This window comes from Veillonella sp. CHU732, from assembly GCF_003992085.1.
Lineage (GTDB): Bacteria > Bacillota > Negativicutes > Veillonellales > Veillonellaceae > F0422.
This window is the reverse complement of sequence record NZ_RQVC01000020.1, coordinates 1-18,172: the sequence shown is the minus strand read 5'-3', so window position 1 is coordinate 18,172 and position 18,172 is coordinate 1. Positions and strand designations below refer to the sequence as shown.

The 18,172-nt window shown below is 40.8% G+C and carries 20 protein-coding genes; all 20 read left to right on the top strand.

Going from position 1 to position 18,172, the window contains the following annotated elements:
- Positions 1 to 7 precede the first annotated feature (7 nt).
- The 20 genes from folE to rpsR all read left to right on the top strand — a co-directional run bounded on the left by folE (position 8) and on the right by rpsR (position 17,945).
- Positions 8 to 574, top strand: coding sequence for a GTP cyclohydrolase I (gene folE / locus EO121_RS07960; RefSeq protein WP_127167298.1), 567 nt, complete (start codon positions 8 to 10; stop codon positions 572 to 574).
- A complete protein-coding gene (folP, locus tag EO121_RS07955) occupies positions 567 to 1,406 on the top strand; it encodes a dihydropteroate synthase (RefSeq protein WP_127167296.1) in 840 nt (279 codons plus the stop codon). The genes folE and folP overlap by 8 nt, the downstream gene beginning before the upstream one ends.
- Positions 1,406 to 1,768: a dihydroneopterin aldolase gene (gene folB, locus EO121_RS07950; protein WP_127167294.1), complete on the top strand. Its 363-nt coding sequence runs from the start codon at positions 1,406 to 1,408 to the stop codon at positions 1,766 to 1,768. Before folP ends, folB begins: the two co-directional genes overlap by 1 nt.
- On the top strand, positions 1,768 to 2,247 hold the full coding sequence (gene folK / locus EO121_RS07945) for a 2-amino-4-hydroxy-6-hydroxymethyldihydropteridine diphosphokinase (RefSeq protein ID WP_127167292.1): 480 nt from the start codon (positions 1,768 to 1,770) through the stop codon (positions 2,245 to 2,247). The genes folB and folK overlap by 1 nt, the downstream gene beginning before the upstream one ends.
- Positions 2,248 to 2,334: 87 nt before the next feature.
- Entirely contained in the window at positions 2,335 to 3,279 is a 945-nt protein-coding gene (locus EO121_RS07940; RefSeq protein ID WP_127167290.1) for a phosphodiester glycosidase family protein, read from the top strand.
- 8 nt (positions 3,280 to 3,287) lie between these two features.
- Positions 3,288 to 4,190 carry a hypothetical protein gene (locus tag EO121_RS07935; protein ID WP_127147553.1) on the top strand — a complete coding sequence of 301 codons (903 nt, stop codon included), beginning with the start codon at positions 3,288 to 3,290 and terminating at the stop codon, positions 4,188 to 4,190.
- A 119-nt stretch (positions 4,191 to 4,309) separates the two neighbouring features.
- On the top strand, positions 4,310 to 4,630 hold the full coding sequence (locus EO121_RS07930) for a hypothetical protein (RefSeq protein WP_127167288.1): 321 nt from the start codon (positions 4,310 to 4,312) through the stop codon (positions 4,628 to 4,630).
- 255 nt (positions 4,631 to 4,885) lie between these two features.
- Positions 4,886 to 6,292 (top strand): pyruvate carboxylase subunit B, encoded by a 1,407-nt coding sequence (locus EO121_RS07925; protein WP_127068273.1) that lies wholly within the window; start codon positions 4,886 to 4,888, stop codon positions 6,290 to 6,292.
- A 304-nt stretch (positions 6,293 to 6,596) separates the two neighbouring features.
- Entirely contained in the window at positions 6,597 to 6,896 is a 300-nt protein-coding gene (locus tag EO121_RS07920; RefSeq protein WP_127167286.1) for a septum formation initiator family protein, read from the top strand.
- A gap of 124 nt (positions 6,897 to 7,020) precedes the next feature.
- Positions 7,021 to 7,902: a phosphatase gene (locus tag EO121_RS07915; protein WP_127167311.1), complete on the top strand. Its 882-nt coding sequence runs from the start codon at positions 7,021 to 7,023 to the stop codon at positions 7,900 to 7,902.
- Complete coding sequence (gene tilS, locus EO121_RS07910; protein ID WP_127167284.1) at positions 7,889 to 9,187, top strand: tRNA lysidine(34) synthetase TilS; 1,299 nt, start codon at positions 7,889 to 7,891, stop codon at positions 9,185 to 9,187. Before EO121_RS07915 ends, tilS begins: the two co-directional genes overlap by 14 nt.
- A gap of 22 nt (positions 9,188 to 9,209) precedes the next feature.
- Positions 9,210 to 9,746 (top strand): hypoxanthine phosphoribosyltransferase, encoded by a 537-nt coding sequence (gene hpt / locus EO121_RS07905; protein WP_126938911.1) that lies wholly within the window; start codon positions 9,210 to 9,212, stop codon positions 9,744 to 9,746.
- A gap of 75 nt (positions 9,747 to 9,821) precedes the next feature.
- A complete protein-coding gene (ftsH, locus tag EO121_RS07900; protein ID WP_206168554.1) occupies positions 9,822 to 11,729 on the top strand; it encodes an ATP-dependent zinc metalloprotease FtsH in 1,908 nt (635 codons plus the stop codon).
- 206 nt (positions 11,730 to 11,935) lie between these two features.
- Positions 11,936 to 12,919 carry a biotin--[acetyl-CoA-carboxylase] ligase gene (locus EO121_RS07895; RefSeq protein ID WP_127167280.1) on the top strand — a complete coding sequence of 328 codons (984 nt, stop codon included), beginning with the start codon at positions 11,936 to 11,938 and terminating at the stop codon, positions 12,917 to 12,919.
- A 1-nt stretch (position 12,920) separates the two neighbouring features.
- On the top strand, positions 12,921 to 13,688 hold the full coding sequence (locus tag EO121_RS07890; protein ID WP_009353081.1) for a type III pantothenate kinase: 768 nt from the start codon (positions 12,921 to 12,923) through the stop codon (positions 13,686 to 13,688).
- A complete protein-coding gene (gene dusB, locus EO121_RS07885) occupies positions 13,672 to 14,682 on the top strand; it encodes a tRNA dihydrouridine synthase DusB (protein ID WP_126940723.1) in 1,011 nt (336 codons plus the stop codon). The genes EO121_RS07890 and dusB overlap by 17 nt, the downstream gene beginning before the upstream one ends.
- 266 nt (positions 14,683 to 14,948) lie before the next feature.
- Positions 14,949 to 16,781, top strand: a complete 1,833-nt coding sequence (locus EO121_RS07880; protein ID WP_009353099.1) for a carbon starvation protein A — start codon at positions 14,949 to 14,951, stop codon at positions 16,779 to 16,781.
- Positions 16,782 to 16,959: 178 nt separating this feature from the next.
- Positions 16,960 to 17,244, top strand: a complete 285-nt coding sequence (gene rpsF / locus EO121_RS07875; RefSeq protein ID WP_009353064.1) for a 30S ribosomal protein S6 — start codon at positions 16,960 to 16,962, stop codon at positions 17,242 to 17,244.
- Between the two features lie 21 nt (positions 17,245 to 17,265).
- Positions 17,266 to 17,676, top strand: a complete 411-nt coding sequence (locus EO121_RS07870; protein WP_009353084.1) for a single-stranded DNA-binding protein — start codon at positions 17,266 to 17,268, stop codon at positions 17,674 to 17,676.
- 38 nt (positions 17,677 to 17,714) lie between these two features.
- A complete protein-coding gene (rpsR, locus tag EO121_RS07865) occupies positions 17,715 to 17,945 on the top strand; it encodes a 30S ribosomal protein S18 (protein WP_009353119.1) in 231 nt (76 codons plus the stop codon).
- Positions 17,946 to 18,172 lie beyond the last annotated feature (227 nt).

Here is an 18,172-nt window from a genome sequence, read left to right as displayed (position 1 = left end):
GATGACTATGAAAGAACTAGCTCTAGACGGTGTGCGCCAATTATTAGAGGGCCTTGGTATCGATCTTGAAGCACAGGGTATGACAGATACGCCGAAGCGTGTGGCCACGTTATTTGAAAGCTTGTTTTCTGGACGTAACAGCACGGCCGAAGAGGCTCTAGGTGATGTGTATCCCACGGAACATACGGGCCTTGTATCGGTGAATCACATTCCTTTTTATTCCATATGTGAACATCATTTGATGCCTTTCTATGGCAAAGTACACATTGTGTATCAGCCACGGGATGGCAAAGTATTTGGATTGGGCCGTTTGAAAGCCTTGGTAGATGTCTTTGCGAAACGCCCACAATTACAAGAACGATTTACCCATGACATTGCCACATCCTTAGTGGAAGATGGTCATGTGTTGGGTGCTATGGTCATGGTGGAAGCCACACATTTATGCATGCTTATGAAAGGTGAAGTAGCACAAGAAACGGTAGCGAAAACAATCGTCGCCACCGGTATATTAGAACCCGTGGGAACAGTACGGGAAGAAGCTTTGGTGTTATTAGGAGGTAACGATCATGTTTAAGTACCGCAAGTACAATTGGCAAGATGGTAAACAATTAGAGCTAAAAGATCGCACATTGATTATGGGTATTTTGAATGGTACTCCTGATTCCTTTTCCGATGGTGGTCGTTATAACACTTCTGAAACAGCCGTAGCTCATGCAAAAGAAATGATACAGCAAGGCGCAGATATCCTCGACGTAGGGGTAGAATCTACACGCCCAGGGCATACACAAATTTCTGTGGAAGAAGAAATTCAGCGTATGCAGGACATTTTATTGCCTGTCTTGGAGGTAGCAACAGTACCTGTTTCTGTAGATACGTATCGTGCAGAAACAGCTGATTTTGCCTTGTCTCATGGGGCTCATATCTTAAACGATATTTGGGGCTTGAAATATGACAAAGATATGGCAGCAGTAGCCGCGAAATACGATGTGCCAGTGATTATTATGCATAACCAAAATACTACAGATTATGATGATATCATCGACGATATGAAAGCATTCTTTTTCTCATCTGTGGACTTAGCCTTGAAAGAAGGCGTAAAACCACAAAATATATGGCTTGACCCAGGCATTGGCATTGGCTTTGGTAAAGATTATGCCCAAAATGTGGAGGTCATCCAACGGTTGGGTGAGATTACTGTCTATGAATATCCTGTGTTATTAGCGCCTAGCCGCAAGGGTTTTATCGGTACGATTTTAAATGATCTGCCAGCGGAAGAGCGGGATGAAGGGACGGTGGCCACTTGTATTACTGGTATGATTCAAGGCGTGGATATGGTGCGTGTTCACAATGTGGAAATGCATAAACGTGCCATCACGGTGGCAGATGTACTATTACGAGGTGAGTAATGGACAGAATTAACTTGCGAAACATGGCGTTTTACGGATATCATGGCAATTTGGCTAGTGAAAATGAATTGGGACAACGATTCTTTATAGATATTTCTCTTGGTGTAGATTTAACGAAACCAGGACAATCTGACAGTATCGAAGATTCTATTAATTATGTCGATGTATACGAACGGACAAAAACGATTGTGGAAGGTCCGCCACAACGTTTGATTGAACGAGTGGGTACACTCATTGCGGATGATTTGTGGAATACCTATGATGGAATTGTAGGACTTTCAGTGACGGTGCGCAAACCAGAAGCACCTATTCCAGGCATTCTGGATTACGTAGAAGTTGTGATTACACGAGGTCAACTATAATGTACACCTATTATATTGGCATCGGTTCGAACCTAGGTGACAGGGAAGTGTATTTAGCATTCGCTGTATCCGAATTGACGAACACAGACGGTGTTCACAGTGTAAGCCATTCCAGCTGGATTGAAACACCTCCGTGGGGTCCCGTAGAACAAGGTCCATTTTTAAATGGTATTTTGAAAGTAGAATCCACTCTAACACCTCTTGTTATGTTAGATACAATATTGCATATCGAACGGTTAGCAGGGAGACAACGAGAGATTCACTGGGGACCTCGCACATTAGATTTAGATATTGTTTGGATAGAAGATGAATTCGGACATCCTGTACGAGTGACTGAAGCTACGTTAGTGGTACCTCATCCGTATTTTTGGGAACGCCAATTTGTGCTGGAACCCCTGCAGGAGGTATATCCAACATTCACCTATGAAGGGGTGTCTATTGATAGTCGTCTAGAGGCATTACGAATAGTAGAAGCGTAAGAAGCATGACACATAGCCTACTTGTAGGCTTATGGTGCATGTCTGACAGAGTGTATCATTCAGATAAGAAGATATAAGGAGCAGTATATGGGTTCTTTTTTTAGAAAAGGGTGGGTAAAGTTTATCCTTCTCATGTTTATATTTACGGCTATTACATCGCCTATTGTGGTGTTGTTTGGGCCCTTTGACAATATTAAACGTACCGTCGTAGGGGCGATTTTACGGTCTCGCCATCCGCATTATATTACGTGGCTCTATACGCCTGAGGAAATTCAGAAAATTGTGGGTACGGTAGGTACTGGTGAAAACCAAGAACTGTTTAAGTTTGATGTGAAAGAAGATACATCCTTGAATTTGCGTAAGATCGAGTCCAATCGGTATACGGGATATTTGTTAGAAATTCCAGATCCACGTCGTATCCAAGTGGCAACGGCACCGCAATTGAATGAAAAAGGAGAGACCACTAGCAATATTGCGCGCCTCAATGGAGCTGTAGCTGCCATCAATGGTGGTGGGTTCCACGATCCAAACGGAACGGGTACAGGTCGTTCTCCTTATGGATTTATTTTGCATGATGGAGAGTATGTCATCGGCAAAGACGTAGGACCTGATGAAGATGTAGATTTCATCGGTTTTACAAAAGCGGGGAACTTAATTGCCGGTACCTACAACAAGCGGGAATTGAAAGAAATGGGCGCTAAAGAAGGTTTGACCTTTGGACCCCCTCTTATCGTGAACGGTAAAAAGATGATCACCGATGGTGATGGTGGGTGGGGCATTGGTCCTAGAACGGCTATCGCACAAAAGAAAGACGGTACTGTTTTATTCTTAGTTATCGATGGTCGTCAAGCCTACTCTGCAGGGGCTACCTTGCGTGATGTACAAGATATTTTATACCAAGAAGGGGCTGTCATTGCGGCTAACTTAGATGGCGGTTCTAGTACGACTTTATTTTATAATGGTAAAACTGTGAACAAACCTGCCGATTTGTTGGGTGAACGCATGATTCCTACTGTATTTATCGTGAAATAGGAGAGTCTATGAAAACCTTTGGAAAAGTAACGACAGCCTTTTTGTTGGGCTTAGTTTTACAAGGCGGTGTCTATTATTATTTAGACCAAGTATACTTAGCGCCTACCACGAACTTTCAGGTCACCAATGGGGAAGAAGTAGATAAAAATTTTCCTGACGTGAAAGAGGGAACGCGCTATTATTCCCACGATCATAAATATATGGCAGTGGTGGAACAGAATCGTGTTGATATATACACGGCGGGCAAAGAAGCGCCAGTTACGTTGGATTTAAAAGAGCGAGAAGTATCCTATTTTGAATGGATGTCAGATCGCAACTTAGCCATTGTTGGTTTATTCGGTGGAAAACATGATGATATTGTATTAGCACGAATTGACCCTGAGGCACCAGATCATGAAATTGATACGACTATCAATACGGTCCCACGAGGGTCACGGATTACTGATGTGGCATATTCTGCGGCAACGAACGTAGTGTATATGAAAGTCCGCGTAGGTGATGGAGCTTACCGTGTGTATCGTACGGATGCGAACTATGATACTCGTCGTGTGTACATGCAAGCCTCCGATATTGGTCGCATCGGTATGTTCTATAATGAAGATAGATTCTTTTACGATAATGCGCGCACTGGTGATGTATTCATGTTCAATGGTACAGAAGGTGGTTGGCGTGCCATCAATCCTCCTGGTAAATTCCGCCTCATTGGTGTGACGCAAGGTCAGCTAATTTATATTGTAAAAGTGGATGACAAAAATCGTGCCCTAGAGGCCTATGAGGGTAAATTAGGAGTAGGATTTAATAAAATTTATACCTATGATAACCCAACGGAATTAACAGAAATTACGGTAGATTCTATTCTGAAAGACAAGGAATCTGCTAAAGACAGTGCTTCTACAGAGAAAAAGAAGTAAAAATGTAACTATATTTTATAGCTTGCAGTAATAAAATTCACTGTATTTTGTAAAAAGCTATAACAATTAGTCATAATAGAAACGAAATTGTGGAAGATGTGGAGAGGAGGAACTGTAAAATGGCAAAATTTAAAATCCAAAAAGGATTAAGTGATGCAGATATGATGAAAGGCTTTGTTGAAGAAGAAACATTTGAGACTGCCCTATTGAAAGATGATGCTAAGGCAACTAACAAAGTAGTAGGAAAGCCGAAAGAGCAAAAAACGGAAGATGATTTTTACCAAGAGTTTTTAACAGAGCGGATGAAAACGGAAATCGGCAAGTTATTACTAGCGATAAAAATGGATTATTTCAAAGATGACATAAAGGATTTTTCTATTCAGGTCAAGCGTAATGGTAACAATATTGTATTAGAAACGGCGCCTAAAAAGGTAAAATAAATCTAAACAGTTGACAATGAATATCGTAATATATATACTGAAATCCCTCTAAAATAGTGGAAAAACATGGTAGTACATCGATAAAATTCATATGACTAAAAAGCATGTACTTTGGTTGACAAATGTCACGTTTAGTAGTCTAATATAGTTATGTACATTATACATGAGATAACTGTTACTCATGTATTTAATAATTCCCCTTCTATCAGGTGGTAGAGTCTTGATAGGGAAGGGTCAATGTGAAGGAGAAGGATTATGAGTGCAAAAAGAGTAAGATTAGTAGAAACAGTTCTTCGTGATGGTCATCAATCTATCTTGGCTACACGTATGCGCATGAAACACATGCTTCCAGCATTACAACAATTGGATGAAATTGGTTATGATGCTTTGGAATGCTGGGGTGGTGCTACATTCGATAGCTGTATCCGTTTCTTGGACGAAAACCCATGGGAACGTCTTCGTACATTAAAAGCAAACTTAAAAAACACACCATTGCAAATGTTACTTCGTGGCCAAAACTTATTGGGTTACAAACATTATGCTGATGATGTAGTAGAAGCATTCGTTCGCAAAGCAAAAGAAAACGGTATGGACCGTATCCGTATTTTCGACGCATTGAACGATCCTCGCAACATGCGTGCTGCTATCGAAGCTGGTAACAAAGCAGGCGTTCATGTACAAGGTACTATGGTTTACACAATCAGTCCTGTACACACTAACGAAAGCTTCGTAAAAGTAGCTAAAGAATTGAAAGAAATGGGTATCGATTCCCTTTGCATCAAAGATATGTCCGGCTTGTTAGCTCCATACGATGCAGAATCCTTAGTAAAAGACTTACGCAAAGAATTTGGCGAAAAATTCGATATCGACTTACACAGCCATTTCACTTGCGGTTTAGCATCTGCTACATACTTAAAAGCAGTTGAAGCTGGCGTTGATATCATCGACACTGCATTGAGCCCATTCGGCCATGCAACTAGCCAACCTGCTACTGAATCTATCGTTGAAATCTTCAAAAACACTCCATATGATACTGGTTTAGATCTTGCTAAAATGCGTGAATTAGCTACATACTTCCGTGGCGTTCGTAAAGAAATCGCTGATGAATTTGGCTTGACTCCAGCTCATGAAGTATTGCCAGAAGTTCGTCATTACCAAATTCCTGGCGGTATGTTGTCCAATACTCAAAACCAATTGAAAGAAATGGGTATGGCTGATAAATTCTTCGACGTAATGGATGAAATGCCTCGCGTTCGTGAAGATCTTGGCTTCCCTCCATTGGTAACTCCAACATCCCAAATCGTTGGTACAATGGCTATGATGAACGTGTTGTTCCAATCCCAAGGATTGCCTCGTTACAACACTACACCAGCTGAAGTAAAAGACCTAGTTCGTGGTAAATACGGTCAACTTCCAGCAGCTGTAAAACCAGAAATTAAAGAATTAATCATTGGTGATGAAACTCCTATCACTCATCGTCCAGCTGATGACGTAGCTCCAGAAATGGAAAAAATGCGTGCTGATCTTGAAGCTAAAGGCTTCACTGGCGTAACAGAAGAAGATGTATTAACATACGCTATGTTCCCAGAAGTAGCATTGCAATACTTCGAAAAACATGCAACACCTGTAACTCAAAAAGTGTTGAACTACAAAGGTGAATAGTTAATCCTTACATTCACATATAAAAAGCGACCTCTTTATGGGGTCGCTTTTTATTGTATTTACATCGTGAGTATGCAGGTAGTTAGGGTTCTTTGACAAAAGACTGGGATTAGTCTACCTACTCATTTTTTCCTATAACCTAGAGATTACTTTTGTATGAGTAGCGCCAATATGTAGTATGGAGACTTAGTTATTGCGAATGAGGTTTACACGGAACTGTGGAGATATGCTATAATACAACTATACATAAGACTAGAGAAAAGGTATAGATAAAACGAGTAGATATATATTGGGAGTGGAGACCATGGAGAACGGTACTAAAAGACCGAGACGTCCTGTCAAGGCGAAGGCAAATGGTATGTGGAAAAAGGTGCGCTACGCTATAGTTATCTTGTTTGCACTTGTATTAGTGCAACAAGTATATACGATTTATAGTTTGCATCAAGAGAAGCAACAGTTGGAGCAACAATTACAGGAATTAAAAAAAGAAAATGAAAGTTTATCAGAGCAAAGGAAATTGTTAGAAGACGATAAACATATCGAGGGTGTAGCACGGGAAGAACTTGGTCTAGTGAAGCCTGGGGAAGTTCCCTATGTTCGATAAGGGAAAGTGATACAAGAGTATCACTTTTTTTGTGCAACTTCGCTAGGTATTACACCAGTGAAGATAAGTAAGGATGTTGTAGAAAGTGAAACATGTGATGGAAACGTATAGAGTAGAAGTAGGTATGAAGTTAGGGATTGTAGATTTAGGATCCAATTCGTTTCGAGTATTATTGGGGACGTATGACGGTTCAACATGGCAGAATGAACCAAAGCAATTATGGACTACACAATTAGGGAAACGTAGTAGTGATGGACTATTAACTAAGGAAGGTATGGAACGTGGTTTACAAGCACTTAAAGAAATCTGTGCGGTGTTAGATACCTATGGTGCCACTATCCGCATTGGTCTTGCTACAAGTGCCATTCGAGAATCAGGGAATGGACAGGACTTCTTAGCACAAGCTAAGCAAGTGTGTCCTATGGAGTACCGTGTGCTAAGTGGTGAAGAAGAAGCTACCTATGGATTTAAGGGGGCTACGGTCTATGAACATCCAGACTTTCACTATGCTACTATTGATGTAGGGGGAGGGAGTACGGAAATTGCCTTGGGTGATGCAAATCATGTGTACTTTGCAAAATCCTATCCTGCCGGTGCTGTGCGTATGCAAGAAATGTCCGCAGAGGGACCACAACGTGTATGGGAAGAAACGGTGCGTATGTGGGATGAATTACCTATTGAAGGCACCTTTGGTGAGTTCATCGGTATTGGCGGAACTGCTACGACGTTGGCGGCTATGGATTTGCAAATGGAGGACTACGATCCAACGCGTATCCAAGGCCATCGTTTAGACCGTGGTACCATCGAAGCTATGATACTACAACTTCGCTATATGAGTCGTGAGGAACGATTGCAAGTGAAAGGTTTGCAACCAGGTCGTGTAGATATTATCGTTCCGGGCGCAGAGATTATCACGTCCCTTATGGATACGTACCAAATTGGATCCATTGTGGTTAGTGAAGCGGATGGATTAGAAGGGTGGCAATCACAATATGGTGGAAGATAGAGATAGTTATTATTTCTGGGTACCCTTGGTAGATAGCTTGTTAGATGCTTATGAAAGTCAAGGGGACTTTCAAACGGTGATAGAAGTAGAAAAAGCGAATGAAACACGGAAGCATATGGAGATGGTGGTACCGTTGCTGACGATGGAAGAATTGGCAGAGCAAGTGGACCATAGTCGCCACATGTTGGGCAAATGGTATGGAGAGGACTGTATCAATCAGTATCATACATATCGTCAGCGCATGTTTCACTGTACTAGACCGATGAATCGCAGCGAAGAGAAAGCTTTGTACGGAGATATGTGGACTACTCTGTTACGGTTGCGACAAGCTGTGACGGAATCCATGGATGATGTGATTACAAAGGATACACCTGTATTGCTCGCCTGTTCTGGTGGGGTGGATTCTATCGCATTGTTGCATTATCTGTATCTAGAAGGGTTCACCAATGTAGGTGTGTTTACTATGGATCACAGTCTAAGATTCGAAGCATCGGAAGAAGTTACCTTGGTAGAATGGTATGCGTTGCAATTTGGTATGCCCTGTTTTACAGTGAAAGAACATGTCATGAAAAAGGCCGAAGAAGCAGGGGTGTCTTTTGAAATGATGGGGCGCCAACTGCGGTATGAACATTTGCGAGACATCGCAGAGGACAAAGGGTATGAATATATTGTGACTGCCCATCATTTAGACGATCAAGGAGAAACCATTTTAGCGCATCTATTGCGTGGTTCTGGACTAGAGGGATTACAAGGCATGAAGGCTGTAGCAGAAGATGTGTGGCGACCTTGTTTAACTTTGCCGAAACGGGTATTAGAAGACTATGCGAAGTGGCTGCATTGTTTTTATGGAGAAGATGCGTCGAATCTTGATACGACCTATGATAGAAATTGGATTCGCCACGTGTTAATACCTACTTGTGTAGTACGATATCCACAAACGGTACATGCTTTGTGCCGATTAGGTGCATTGGCGCAATGTGATGCCTCCTATTTTGAGCAAGAGGTGACACGGTTAGAAACGGACTATGTCAGTCATACTGACGAGGGTATAGTGTTGGATAAACGAGGATTGATGGATGAGCATGATGCCTTGGTGAGCCGGTTGTGGAAACGAATATTAGGGCCCTATGTACGTCCAGAACAGCTAAGCCAAACGGTAATGGATAGCTTACTTTCACTGGTGAAAGGACCAAGAGGTAAAGAATTTCGATTCCGTCAGGTGCAAGTTTTGGCGTCATATGATACAATTAAGATTGTTCTATGTAGTGACATAGAAAAGAAATAGACCTAACTAATAAGGAGTTACTATGATACCAGAAGTGAAAGAATTATTGCTTTCAGAAGAACAAATTCAAAAACGAGTGGCAGAATTAGGCCGTCAAATTACAGAAGATTATAAAGGTAAAGAAATTGTCCTAGTAGGTGTATTAAAAGGGGCTATTGTATTCTTTACAGATTTAGCACGCCATATTGAAGGCGATGTAAAAATGGATTTTATTTCCTGTTCCAGTTACGGTAGTAGCACTGTGAGCAGTGGGGTTGTTCGTATTTTAAAAGATTTAGACCGTCCAGTAGAAGGAAAGCATGTCATTGTAGTAGAAGATATTGTTGATACAGGTACAACGTTGTCGTATTTACTAGAAAACTTGCAATCTCGTAAGGCAGCAAGCGTTCGTCTTTGCTCCTTGTTGAATAAACCAGAACGTCGTAAAGTCGATGTCCATGTAGACTATGAAGGCTTTGTGATTCCTGATGAGTTTGTCATTGGGTATGGTCTAGATTACGATGAACAATATCGTCAACTGCCGTATATCGGCATTTTAAAAGAAGAAGTCTATCAATAATCGTTGATATATTCGACAAAATTTGATATGATAAATAAGTATCAATTTAGATTATAGATGAGAAAGGAGAAAAATTTGAAGCGAGGCTTAAAAAATGTACTCCTCTATTTGTTGATAATTGTCGCAGCAGTGGCAGCGATTAACTCTTTTTCTGAAGGTACTAAAAATAAATCAGAAATTACATATACATCGTTCCTACAAGAGGTACAACGAAAAAATGTAGAGAGTGTCACAATTACAGGAGATCATTCGATTACAGGTAAATTAAAATCTGGTACAGAATTTGCTACCTATGCACCAAGTGATGCAGGTATTTTTGCAAAACTGTCCGAAGGTGGCGTCGATGTGACAGCGCAACCTCCTGAGCAACCAGCTTGGTGGGTAAGCTTATTAACATCAGCCTTACCAATTGTATTGATTATTGGATTCTGGTTCTTTATGATGCAGTCTACACAAGGTGGATCTGGTCGTGTTATGAACTTTGGTAAATCTCGTGCTAAAATGCAGGGGGAAGGCAAAGTAAATGTAACATTTAAAGATGTGGCTGGTGCAGATGAAGCAAAACAAGAATTGGAAGAAGTGGTTGAATTTTTGCGTAATCCAGGCAAATTCAATGCTATCGGTGCTAAAATTCCAAAAGGGGTTTTATTATTTGGCCCTCCAGGTACAGGTAAAACCTTATTAGCTCGTGCGGTAGCAGGGGAAGCAGGGGTTCCATTCTTCACTATTAGTGGTTCTGACTTTGTAGAAATGTTCGTGGGTGTCGGTGCCTCTCGTGTGCGTGATTTATTTAATCAAGCTAAGAAAAATGCACCTTGTATTATCTTCATCGATGAAATTGATGCGGTAGGACGTCAACGTGGTGCCGGTCTTGGTGGCGGTCATGATGAACGTGAACAAACCTTGAACCAATTATTGGTAGAAATGGATGGTTTCGGTGCCAATGAAGGTATTATTACGATTGCCGCTACGAACCGACCAGATATTCTAGATCCAGCTTTATTGCGCCCAGGTCGTTTTGACCGTCAAGTGACTGTAGGTCGTCCTGATCTTCGTGGTCGTGAGGCAATTTTACAAGTCCATGCCCGTAATAAACCGTTGGATCCAGATGTGGATTTAAAAACCATTGCGAAAAAAGTACCTGGCTTTACTGGTGCTGATTTGAGCAATTTATTAAATGAAGCAGCGTTATTAGCAGCTCGTCAAGATCGCAAATCGATTTCCATGCATGACTTAGAAGAGGCTAGTGAAAAAGTAAGCTATGGTCCTGAACGTAGAAGTCATGTGGTCAGTCAAAAAGAACGTGAATTGACTGCTTACCATGAATCTGGACATGCTATTGTGGCTCATTTGTGGCCGAATGCAGATCCTGTTCACAAGGTAACAATCATCCCTCGTGGTAGTGCAGGTGGTTACACAATGATGCTTCCACAAGAGGAGAAAAACTATATGACTCGTTCCCAATTGTTAGCACAAATTCGTGTGGCCTTGGGGGGACGTTGTGCAGAGGCCATAGTACTGAAAGAAATCAGTAGTGGTGCTTCTGGAGATTTACAAATGGTGACGAACATTGCTCGTGAAATGATTACTCGTTTAGGTATGAGTGATGAGTTAGGACCATTGGTATTTGGTGAACACCAAGAGCAAGTCTTTTTAGGAAAAAGTTTAGGCTCTGAACGCAATTATGGCGAAGCAGTAGCTGAGAAAATCGATAATGAAATGCATCGCATTGTGGCAGAGGCATACGGTGATGTAATGAACTTGTTAACAGAAAATATCGATTTCTTACATAATATGGCGAAAGCTTTGTTAGAAGAAGAAACCATTGATGCTAAACAAGTAGAAAACTTGTATCGCTATGGTACTCTGATGAGTCCAGAAGAGACACAAGCAAAAGCTGAAGAGGAAGAAAATAGTAAAAAGTCTCCTTTAGAAGCGGCTGGTATTGTAATGCCAGATAAAATTGATACATCAAAAGAATAATCTGAGATACTATAGCCAAGGTATCTTCCCTACGGGGAAGGTACCTTTTGTGCATCTGTTAAGAATGTAAGACAGTGACTATAGTTTGGCTGTACCAAATTTGCATAGCTTTAAGTGGTGAAATACTTAGAAAAGACTTGCAATTTATGTAGGACCTCTGTACAATCGTATTGTAAACCTCGCTAAAGGTAAGGAGGCGACAAGCCGTGAGAGATGAAATACTTGACTTTTTAAAAGCAAACAGAGATCAATTTGTGTCAGGACAAGCTATGTCTGAAGCATGCCATGTATCACGCACAGCGATTTGGAAACATATAGAAGCATTACGCAAGCGTGGCTATGTGATTGAATCCTTCACTAAGAAGGGATATCGATTGTTGGCGGAGCCAAATCTGATTAGCCCTGAAGAGATGGAAGGTGTACTGCAAACAAAATCATTTGGTCGTTATTATGTATATGAAGAACGGTTAGACTCTACAAACAGTATTGCTAAAGCATTAGCTATGGATGGAGTTCCAGAGGGAACCGTAGTGTGTGCAGAAGAGCAATCCTTCGGTCGTGGTCGCTTATCTAGAGGTTGGTACTCTCCCTATGGAAAAGGAATTTGGTTTAGCTTAATATTAAGACCAAAATTTTTGCCTATGGAAGCATCAAAATGTACCTTGATGGCAGGCGTAGCCTTGGTGAAAGCATTCCGTGAGTTGGGGCTTTCAGAAGCGGGCATTAAATGGCCTAATGATATATTGGTAGGATCTCGTAAAATGGTGGGTATTCTAACAGAAATGAATGGCACCATGGAAGAGATTAACTATATTGTACTAGGGATTGGTATTAATACACACACTACTATTGAGGAAGTCAGCGAAGATTTGAAGGATAAAATTATGTCCTTTGCGATAGCAGGTATAGAGGTGAACCGTAAAGAAGCCTTTGCGGTGATTTTAAAAGCTTTAGAAGAGCAGTATGAAAAGGTGTGTCAAGAAGGGTTTGATTCTACCTTAGAAGAATGGAAAGAATATAGCGTAACCTTGTATAAAGAGGTATTGGTAAAAGCCCCAGATAAAGATTACATAGGCTATGCTAAAGATTTAGATAGAGATGGAAATCTGATCGTTCAATTAGAGGATGGACGTGAGGAACGTATCATAGCAGGGGATGTGTCTATACGCTCCACTGGAGGAGGATATTAAGATGTTATTAGTTGTAGACGTAGGGAATACGAATATCGTATTAGGCGTATATGAGGGAAAAGAAATTATGGCTCATTGGCGCATTTCTACAGATCGTGGGAGAACTACTGATGAATATGGCATGTTGTTGAGCAATTTATTTCTTCATGATCCAAAGGTGAATAAAGAGGATGTAGAAGCTGTCATTATTTCTTCTGTAGTACCTCCGTTGAACCCTACGTTAGAGCGTGTGTGTTTGCGCTATTTTCACAAAAAACCATTATTCGTAGGCCCTGGTATTAAAACAGGTATTTCTATTAAATACGAAAACCCTCGTGAACTAGGAGCCGATTTAATTGTAGATGCGGTGGCTGCTTATGAAAAGTATGGTGGAAACTTAATTATCATTGACTTTGGCACAGCGACGACTTATTCTGCTGTATTAGATGGTGGTATATACTTAGGGGGTGCTATTTCTCCAGGTATTGGTATCTCTGCAGAAGCCCTATTTGGTCGCACTGCTAAATTACCACGGATAGAAATTAAAAATCCTGGTCCTGTCATTGGTCGCAACACAGTTGGTGCTATGCAGGCAGGCGTATTATTTGGATATGTTGGACAAGTGGAAGGCATTGTGGCTCGTATGAAACGAGAAATGCCAGAGGATACAAAAGTGGTGGCTACTGGAGGCTTAGCGCCTCTCATTAGTGCTGAAACTGATGTGATTGATCACATTGATCCAATGATGACATTAGAAGGATTACGACTTATTTATGAAAGAAATCAATAATACATCCTGGCACATAGGACATGTCATAATTCCTGGCCGTATTGGGTTAGCGCCCATGGCGGGATTTAGCGATGTGTCCTATCGCTTATTAGCAAAAGAAATGGGAGCCTCTTTCGTGTGTACGGAAATGGTGAGTGCCATGGGGATTAAATACAATAATGAACATACAAAAGAATTGCTCTATATGGAAGCGGTAGAACAGCCTGTTTCTATGCAAATTTTTGGGTCAGATCCAGAAGCCATAGCCATTGGAGCAAAAGTAGTAGAGGCAGCGGGAGCGCCTATAGTAGATATTAATATGGGCTGCCCTGTGAAAAAGGTAGTATCTTCTGGAGATGGCTCTGCGTTAATGAAGACTCCAAAGTTAGCCATGAAGGTGGCGGAGGCAGCTGTGAAAGCAGTACATATTCCAGTGACTGTTAAATTGCGCCTTGGATGGGATGATACATCTATCAATGTAGTGGATATGGCACAACGTATGGAATCCGTAGGAGTCGCTGCGGTAGCTGTTCACGGTCGTACTCGTGAACAGATGTATAGTGGTAAGGCCAATTGGGATTACATTAAAGAGGTGAAGTCTGCTTTGCAGATTCCAGTGATAGGTAATGGTGATGTGAACTCTCCAGAAAGTGCGAAAGCGATGTTGGAATACACCGGCTGTGATGCGATCTTGGTAGGGCGAGCGGCGCAGGGGAATCCGTGGTTGTTCCGTCAAATTAAAGACTATTTAGAAACAGGGCAGTATAATCAGAATCCAACAGGCTCGGAGCGTATTGCTATGCTCATTCGTCATTATGATTTGTTGTGCCACTACAAAGGTGTAGATTTGGCGACTCGTGAGATTCGAACACATGCTAGCTTTTATATCAAAGGATTGCCAGAGGCAGCAAGATGGAGAAATGCTTTGAATGTAGCTATGGGTCGGGAATCATTTATCAACGTTGTAAATGACTATAAAACATACTTGGAAAGCTGTTCTGGGCATACAATGTAAGGTGTTTTGTGCATTCTGAAAGGGCATGAAATCTTATTATATTGAGAATAAAGAAACTTCATAAGCCTAGAATGTATTGTAAATACGGGATTTTTTTAAGACTAAATCAGTACCATTATGAGAAATAGTAAATTGACATGGATGATATTTGTAACTATAATTAAATCAGAAATACCAATTTACTTTTTTGCATAGATCATAGGGTGATGTCATGCAATGAATGGGTATATATAGCGTGACTCATCCAACATTTAGGGGGTGTATGTATGGTCATGAATGGTATTTATTTAGTTATTGCCTCAGCGTGTATCTTAATGTTAGGATATCGTTTTTATGGGGCATTCATAGCGGCGAAGGTATTAACTTTAGACAAGTATCGAATGACGCCGGCTATGGTTCACAATGATGGACACGATTATGTGCCTACGAATAAATGGGTCACATTTGGTCATCATTTTGCAGCAATTGCTGGGGCAGGTCCTTTAGTAGGACCGGTAATTGCAGCACAATTTGGGTACTTGCCAGGTACTCTGTGGATTCTTATCGGCTCCGTATTTGCTGGTGCAGTCCATGATATGGTTATTCTATTTGCATCTATTCGTTATGATGGTAAATCCATTGCGGATATTACACGTGAAGAGATTAGCAAAATTGCAGGTTTAGGTGCTATGCTAGCGACGTTATTCTTGCTTGTTATTACATTAGCAGGTATGGCAGTAGTAGTAGCCAATGCGCTTCACGGCTCTGCTTGGGCATTTTTCTCAGTGTTTGCAACAATTCCTATTGCAATTTTTATTGGTATTTATCTACAATGGTTGCGTCCGGGAAAAATTCAAGAAGCAACAATCATTGGGGTTGGTCTTATTTTTGCAGCTATTATCTATGGTCCCAATGTAGCGGCTAGCGAATATGCATCTTGGTTTATTTATGATTTGAAAACAATTGAAATTATGTTAGCTGTCTATGGCTTCTTCGCAGCAGCATTACCAGTTTGGTTGTTATTAGCTCCTCGTGATTACCTATCTACCTATTTAAAAATTGGTACTATAGGAGCCTTAGCACTTGGTATTCTAATCGTTATGCCTGAAATCCAAATGCCAGCAGTGACAGAATATATTTGGGGTGGCGGTCCTGTATTGAAAGGTTCTGTATTCCCATATATTTTCATTACCATTGCTTGTGGTGCTTTATCTGGGTTCCATACGGTTATCGCAACAGGTACAACACCTAAAATGTTAACAAATGAAAGAGAAGTATTACCTATCGGTTATGGTGGTATGTTAACAGAATCTTTCATTTCTATGATGGCAATGATTGCAGCTACTGCACTGCATCCAGATGATTATTTTGCAATCAACTCTACGGCAGAATCTTTTAGAGCCTTGGGACTTCAAGTGCATGAATTACCAGCGTTATCAGCTCTAGTAGGGGAAGACTTGATGCATCGTCCTGGTGGCGCTGTATCCTTAGCAGTAGGTATGGCACATATCTTCTCTCGCCTACCTAATATGGATCATTTATTGGGCTATTGGTATCACTTCTGTATTATGTTTGAAGCCTTGTTCATCATGACTTTGATTGATGCAGGTACTCGTGTAGGTCGTTACTTATTACAAGAATTACTTGGCTTATACTGGCCTAAATTCAATGACCAACATTGGGCTCCTGGTGTATATGGTTGTGCTGCATTGATTTGTATCATGTGGGGATACCTAGTATTACAAGGCAACATTGGCACAATTTGGCCATTATTCGGTGTATCTAACCAATTATTAGGTACGATGACATTGGCAGTAAGTACAACAATCATCATGCGTTTAGGGAAAAAACGGTATGCTTGGGTAACAGGTGTTCCAACTATTCTTATGGCGATTGTAGCAGTCGCTGCTGATATTGAAAACGTATTCTTCAACTATATTCCAGCTGGTAAATGGATTTTAGTGGCCTTCTCTGTAGCTATGTTTATTATGATTCTTGTTGTATTAGTAGAGGCAATTCGTAGTTGGATTCGATTATCTACATTACCACAAGATTTTAGAACACAAGAAGAAGTAGAAGCTGAAAGTTACGCTAAATTAGCAAAACAAGCAGAAGCATAATATACATAATTAGTATGTTAATGAAATAGACATGGCTCCTTGGGGACTATGTCTATTTTCATATTTTTCTTGCAATTCAGACTAGAATGTTGTACAATAATAAGGCTTATTGATGGTAAGCATCTTCCTACCCCTATGTAAGATAGGGGCGTTAGTCCGAAAGAGGAGGTGATTTTGTATGAACAAATACGAAGTCATGGTGATTGTGAAACCAGCTGATGAAGAGACAAACAAAGCTACTTTTGATAAAATTGAGGCTTTAATTGCTCGTGTTGGCGGTACAGTTGAGAAAGTTGACGTTTGGGGTAAACGCCGTTTAGCGTATGCAGTAAATAAACATACTGATGGCGTATACGTATTGATTAACTTTGAAGCAGCTCCTGGCGAAATCAAAGAAATCGACCGCGTACTTAAAATCGACGATAACGTTCTTAGACACCTGATTGTAAAACACGAAGAATAATAGCCTAAGGAGGTTGAGGATATGAATTCTGTACAACTTTTAGGGAATTTAGCTCGTGACCCTGAGGTGCGTTACACAAAAACTGGTCGTGCTGTTGCTACTTTCACAGTAGCTGCATCCAATACATATGTGGATCAAAATGGCGAGACTAAGGAACAAACAGCGTTTGTAAATTGTGTAGCTTGGGGAAAATTAGGAGAAGCTGCGGGAAACTTGCGTAAAGGCAGCCGTTGTTTTGTAGAAGGTCGTATTGCGACTCGTTCTTACGAAGCACAAGATGGTACAAAACGATATGTAACAGAAGTAGTTGCTAATTTCGTGGGACAAGCCTTAGATACGCAATCATTTGATGCCTTTGACGGTGGTGCATCCAATTTTGATGATTTTGGTGCAGGTTCCGGTGCAGGCGCAGGTGAAGAAATTCCGTTCTAAGCTAAGAACTCCACAACTATATCAAAGGAGGTTTCTCAATGAGAAGAGATAGAGGCAGAAAACCAAGAAGAAAAGTATGTAACTTCTGTGTTGACCATGCTGATCAAATCGACTACAAAGATATTGCTAAACTTCGTCGTTTCACGACTGAACGTGGCAAAATTCTTCCACGTCGTATTTCTGGTGTTTGTGCTAAACATCAACGTAAATTGACACTTGCAATTAAACGTGCTCGTGCTATCGCGTTGTTGCCATTCACAGCAGAATAATTCAATACAAAATGAAAACCCAGTAACTAGCCTAGTTACTGGGTTTCTTGTTTTATAAAGGCTCTATAATAAATGTTGGGGCTACTCATATAAGAGTAGTCGCCAACATTCTTTTTTTGCAATAAAATAGACATATACAAACTCAAACCGTATCATAAAAGTAACCACACAATTAAGAAAGGATGAGTCATATATGTCTACAGTTAATTATACAGAAATTATCTTTA

Coding starts and splice junctions, on each gene's coding strand:
- folE (WP_127167298.1), top strand. CDS start 8: ATGAAAGAACTAGCTCTAGACGGTGTGCGCCAATTATTAGAGGGCCTT.
- folP (WP_127167296.1), top strand. CDS start 567: ATGTTTAAGTACCGCAAGTACAATTGGCAAGATGGTAAACAATTAGAG.
- folB (WP_127167294.1), top strand. CDS start 1,406: ATGGACAGAATTAACTTGCGAAACATGGCGTTTTACGGATATCATGGC.
- folK (WP_127167292.1), top strand. CDS start 1,768: ATGTACACCTATTATATTGGCATCGGTTCGAACCTAGGTGACAGGGAA.
- EO121_RS07940 (WP_127167290.1), top strand. CDS start 2,335: ATGGGTTCTTTTTTTAGAAAAGGGTGGGTAAAGTTTATCCTTCTCATG.
- EO121_RS07935 (WP_127147553.1), top strand. CDS start 3,288: ATGAAAACCTTTGGAAAAGTAACGACAGCCTTTTTGTTGGGCTTAGTT.
- EO121_RS07930 (WP_127167288.1), top strand. CDS start 4,310: ATGGCAAAATTTAAAATCCAAAAAGGATTAAGTGATGCAGATATGATG.
- EO121_RS07925 (WP_127068273.1), top strand. CDS start 4,886: ATGAGTGCAAAAAGAGTAAGATTAGTAGAAACAGTTCTTCGTGATGGT.
- EO121_RS07920 (WP_127167286.1), top strand. CDS start 6,597: ATGGAGAACGGTACTAAAAGACCGAGACGTCCTGTCAAGGCGAAGGCA.
- EO121_RS07915 (WP_127167311.1), top strand. CDS start 7,021: ATGAAGTTAGGGATTGTAGATTTAGGATCCAATTCGTTTCGAGTATTA.
- tilS (WP_127167284.1), top strand. CDS start 7,889: ATGGTGGAAGATAGAGATAGTTATTATTTCTGGGTACCCTTGGTAGAT.
- hpt (WP_126938911.1), top strand. CDS start 9,210: ATGATACCAGAAGTGAAAGAATTATTGCTTTCAGAAGAACAAATTCAA.
- EO121_RS07890 (WP_009353081.1), top strand. CDS start 12,921: ATGTTATTAGTTGTAGACGTAGGGAATACGAATATCGTATTAGGCGTA.
- dusB (WP_126940723.1), top strand. CDS start 13,672: ATGAAAGAAATCAATAATACATCCTGGCACATAGGACATGTCATAATT.
- EO121_RS07880 (WP_009353099.1), top strand. CDS start 14,949: ATGGTCATGAATGGTATTTATTTAGTTATTGCCTCAGCGTGTATCTTA.
- rpsF (WP_009353064.1), top strand. CDS start 16,960: ATGAACAAATACGAAGTCATGGTGATTGTGAAACCAGCTGATGAAGAG.
- EO121_RS07870 (WP_009353084.1), top strand. CDS start 17,266: ATGAATTCTGTACAACTTTTAGGGAATTTAGCTCGTGACCCTGAGGTG.
- rpsR (WP_009353119.1), top strand. CDS start 17,715: ATGAGAAGAGATAGAGGCAGAAAACCAAGAAGAAAAGTATGTAACTTC.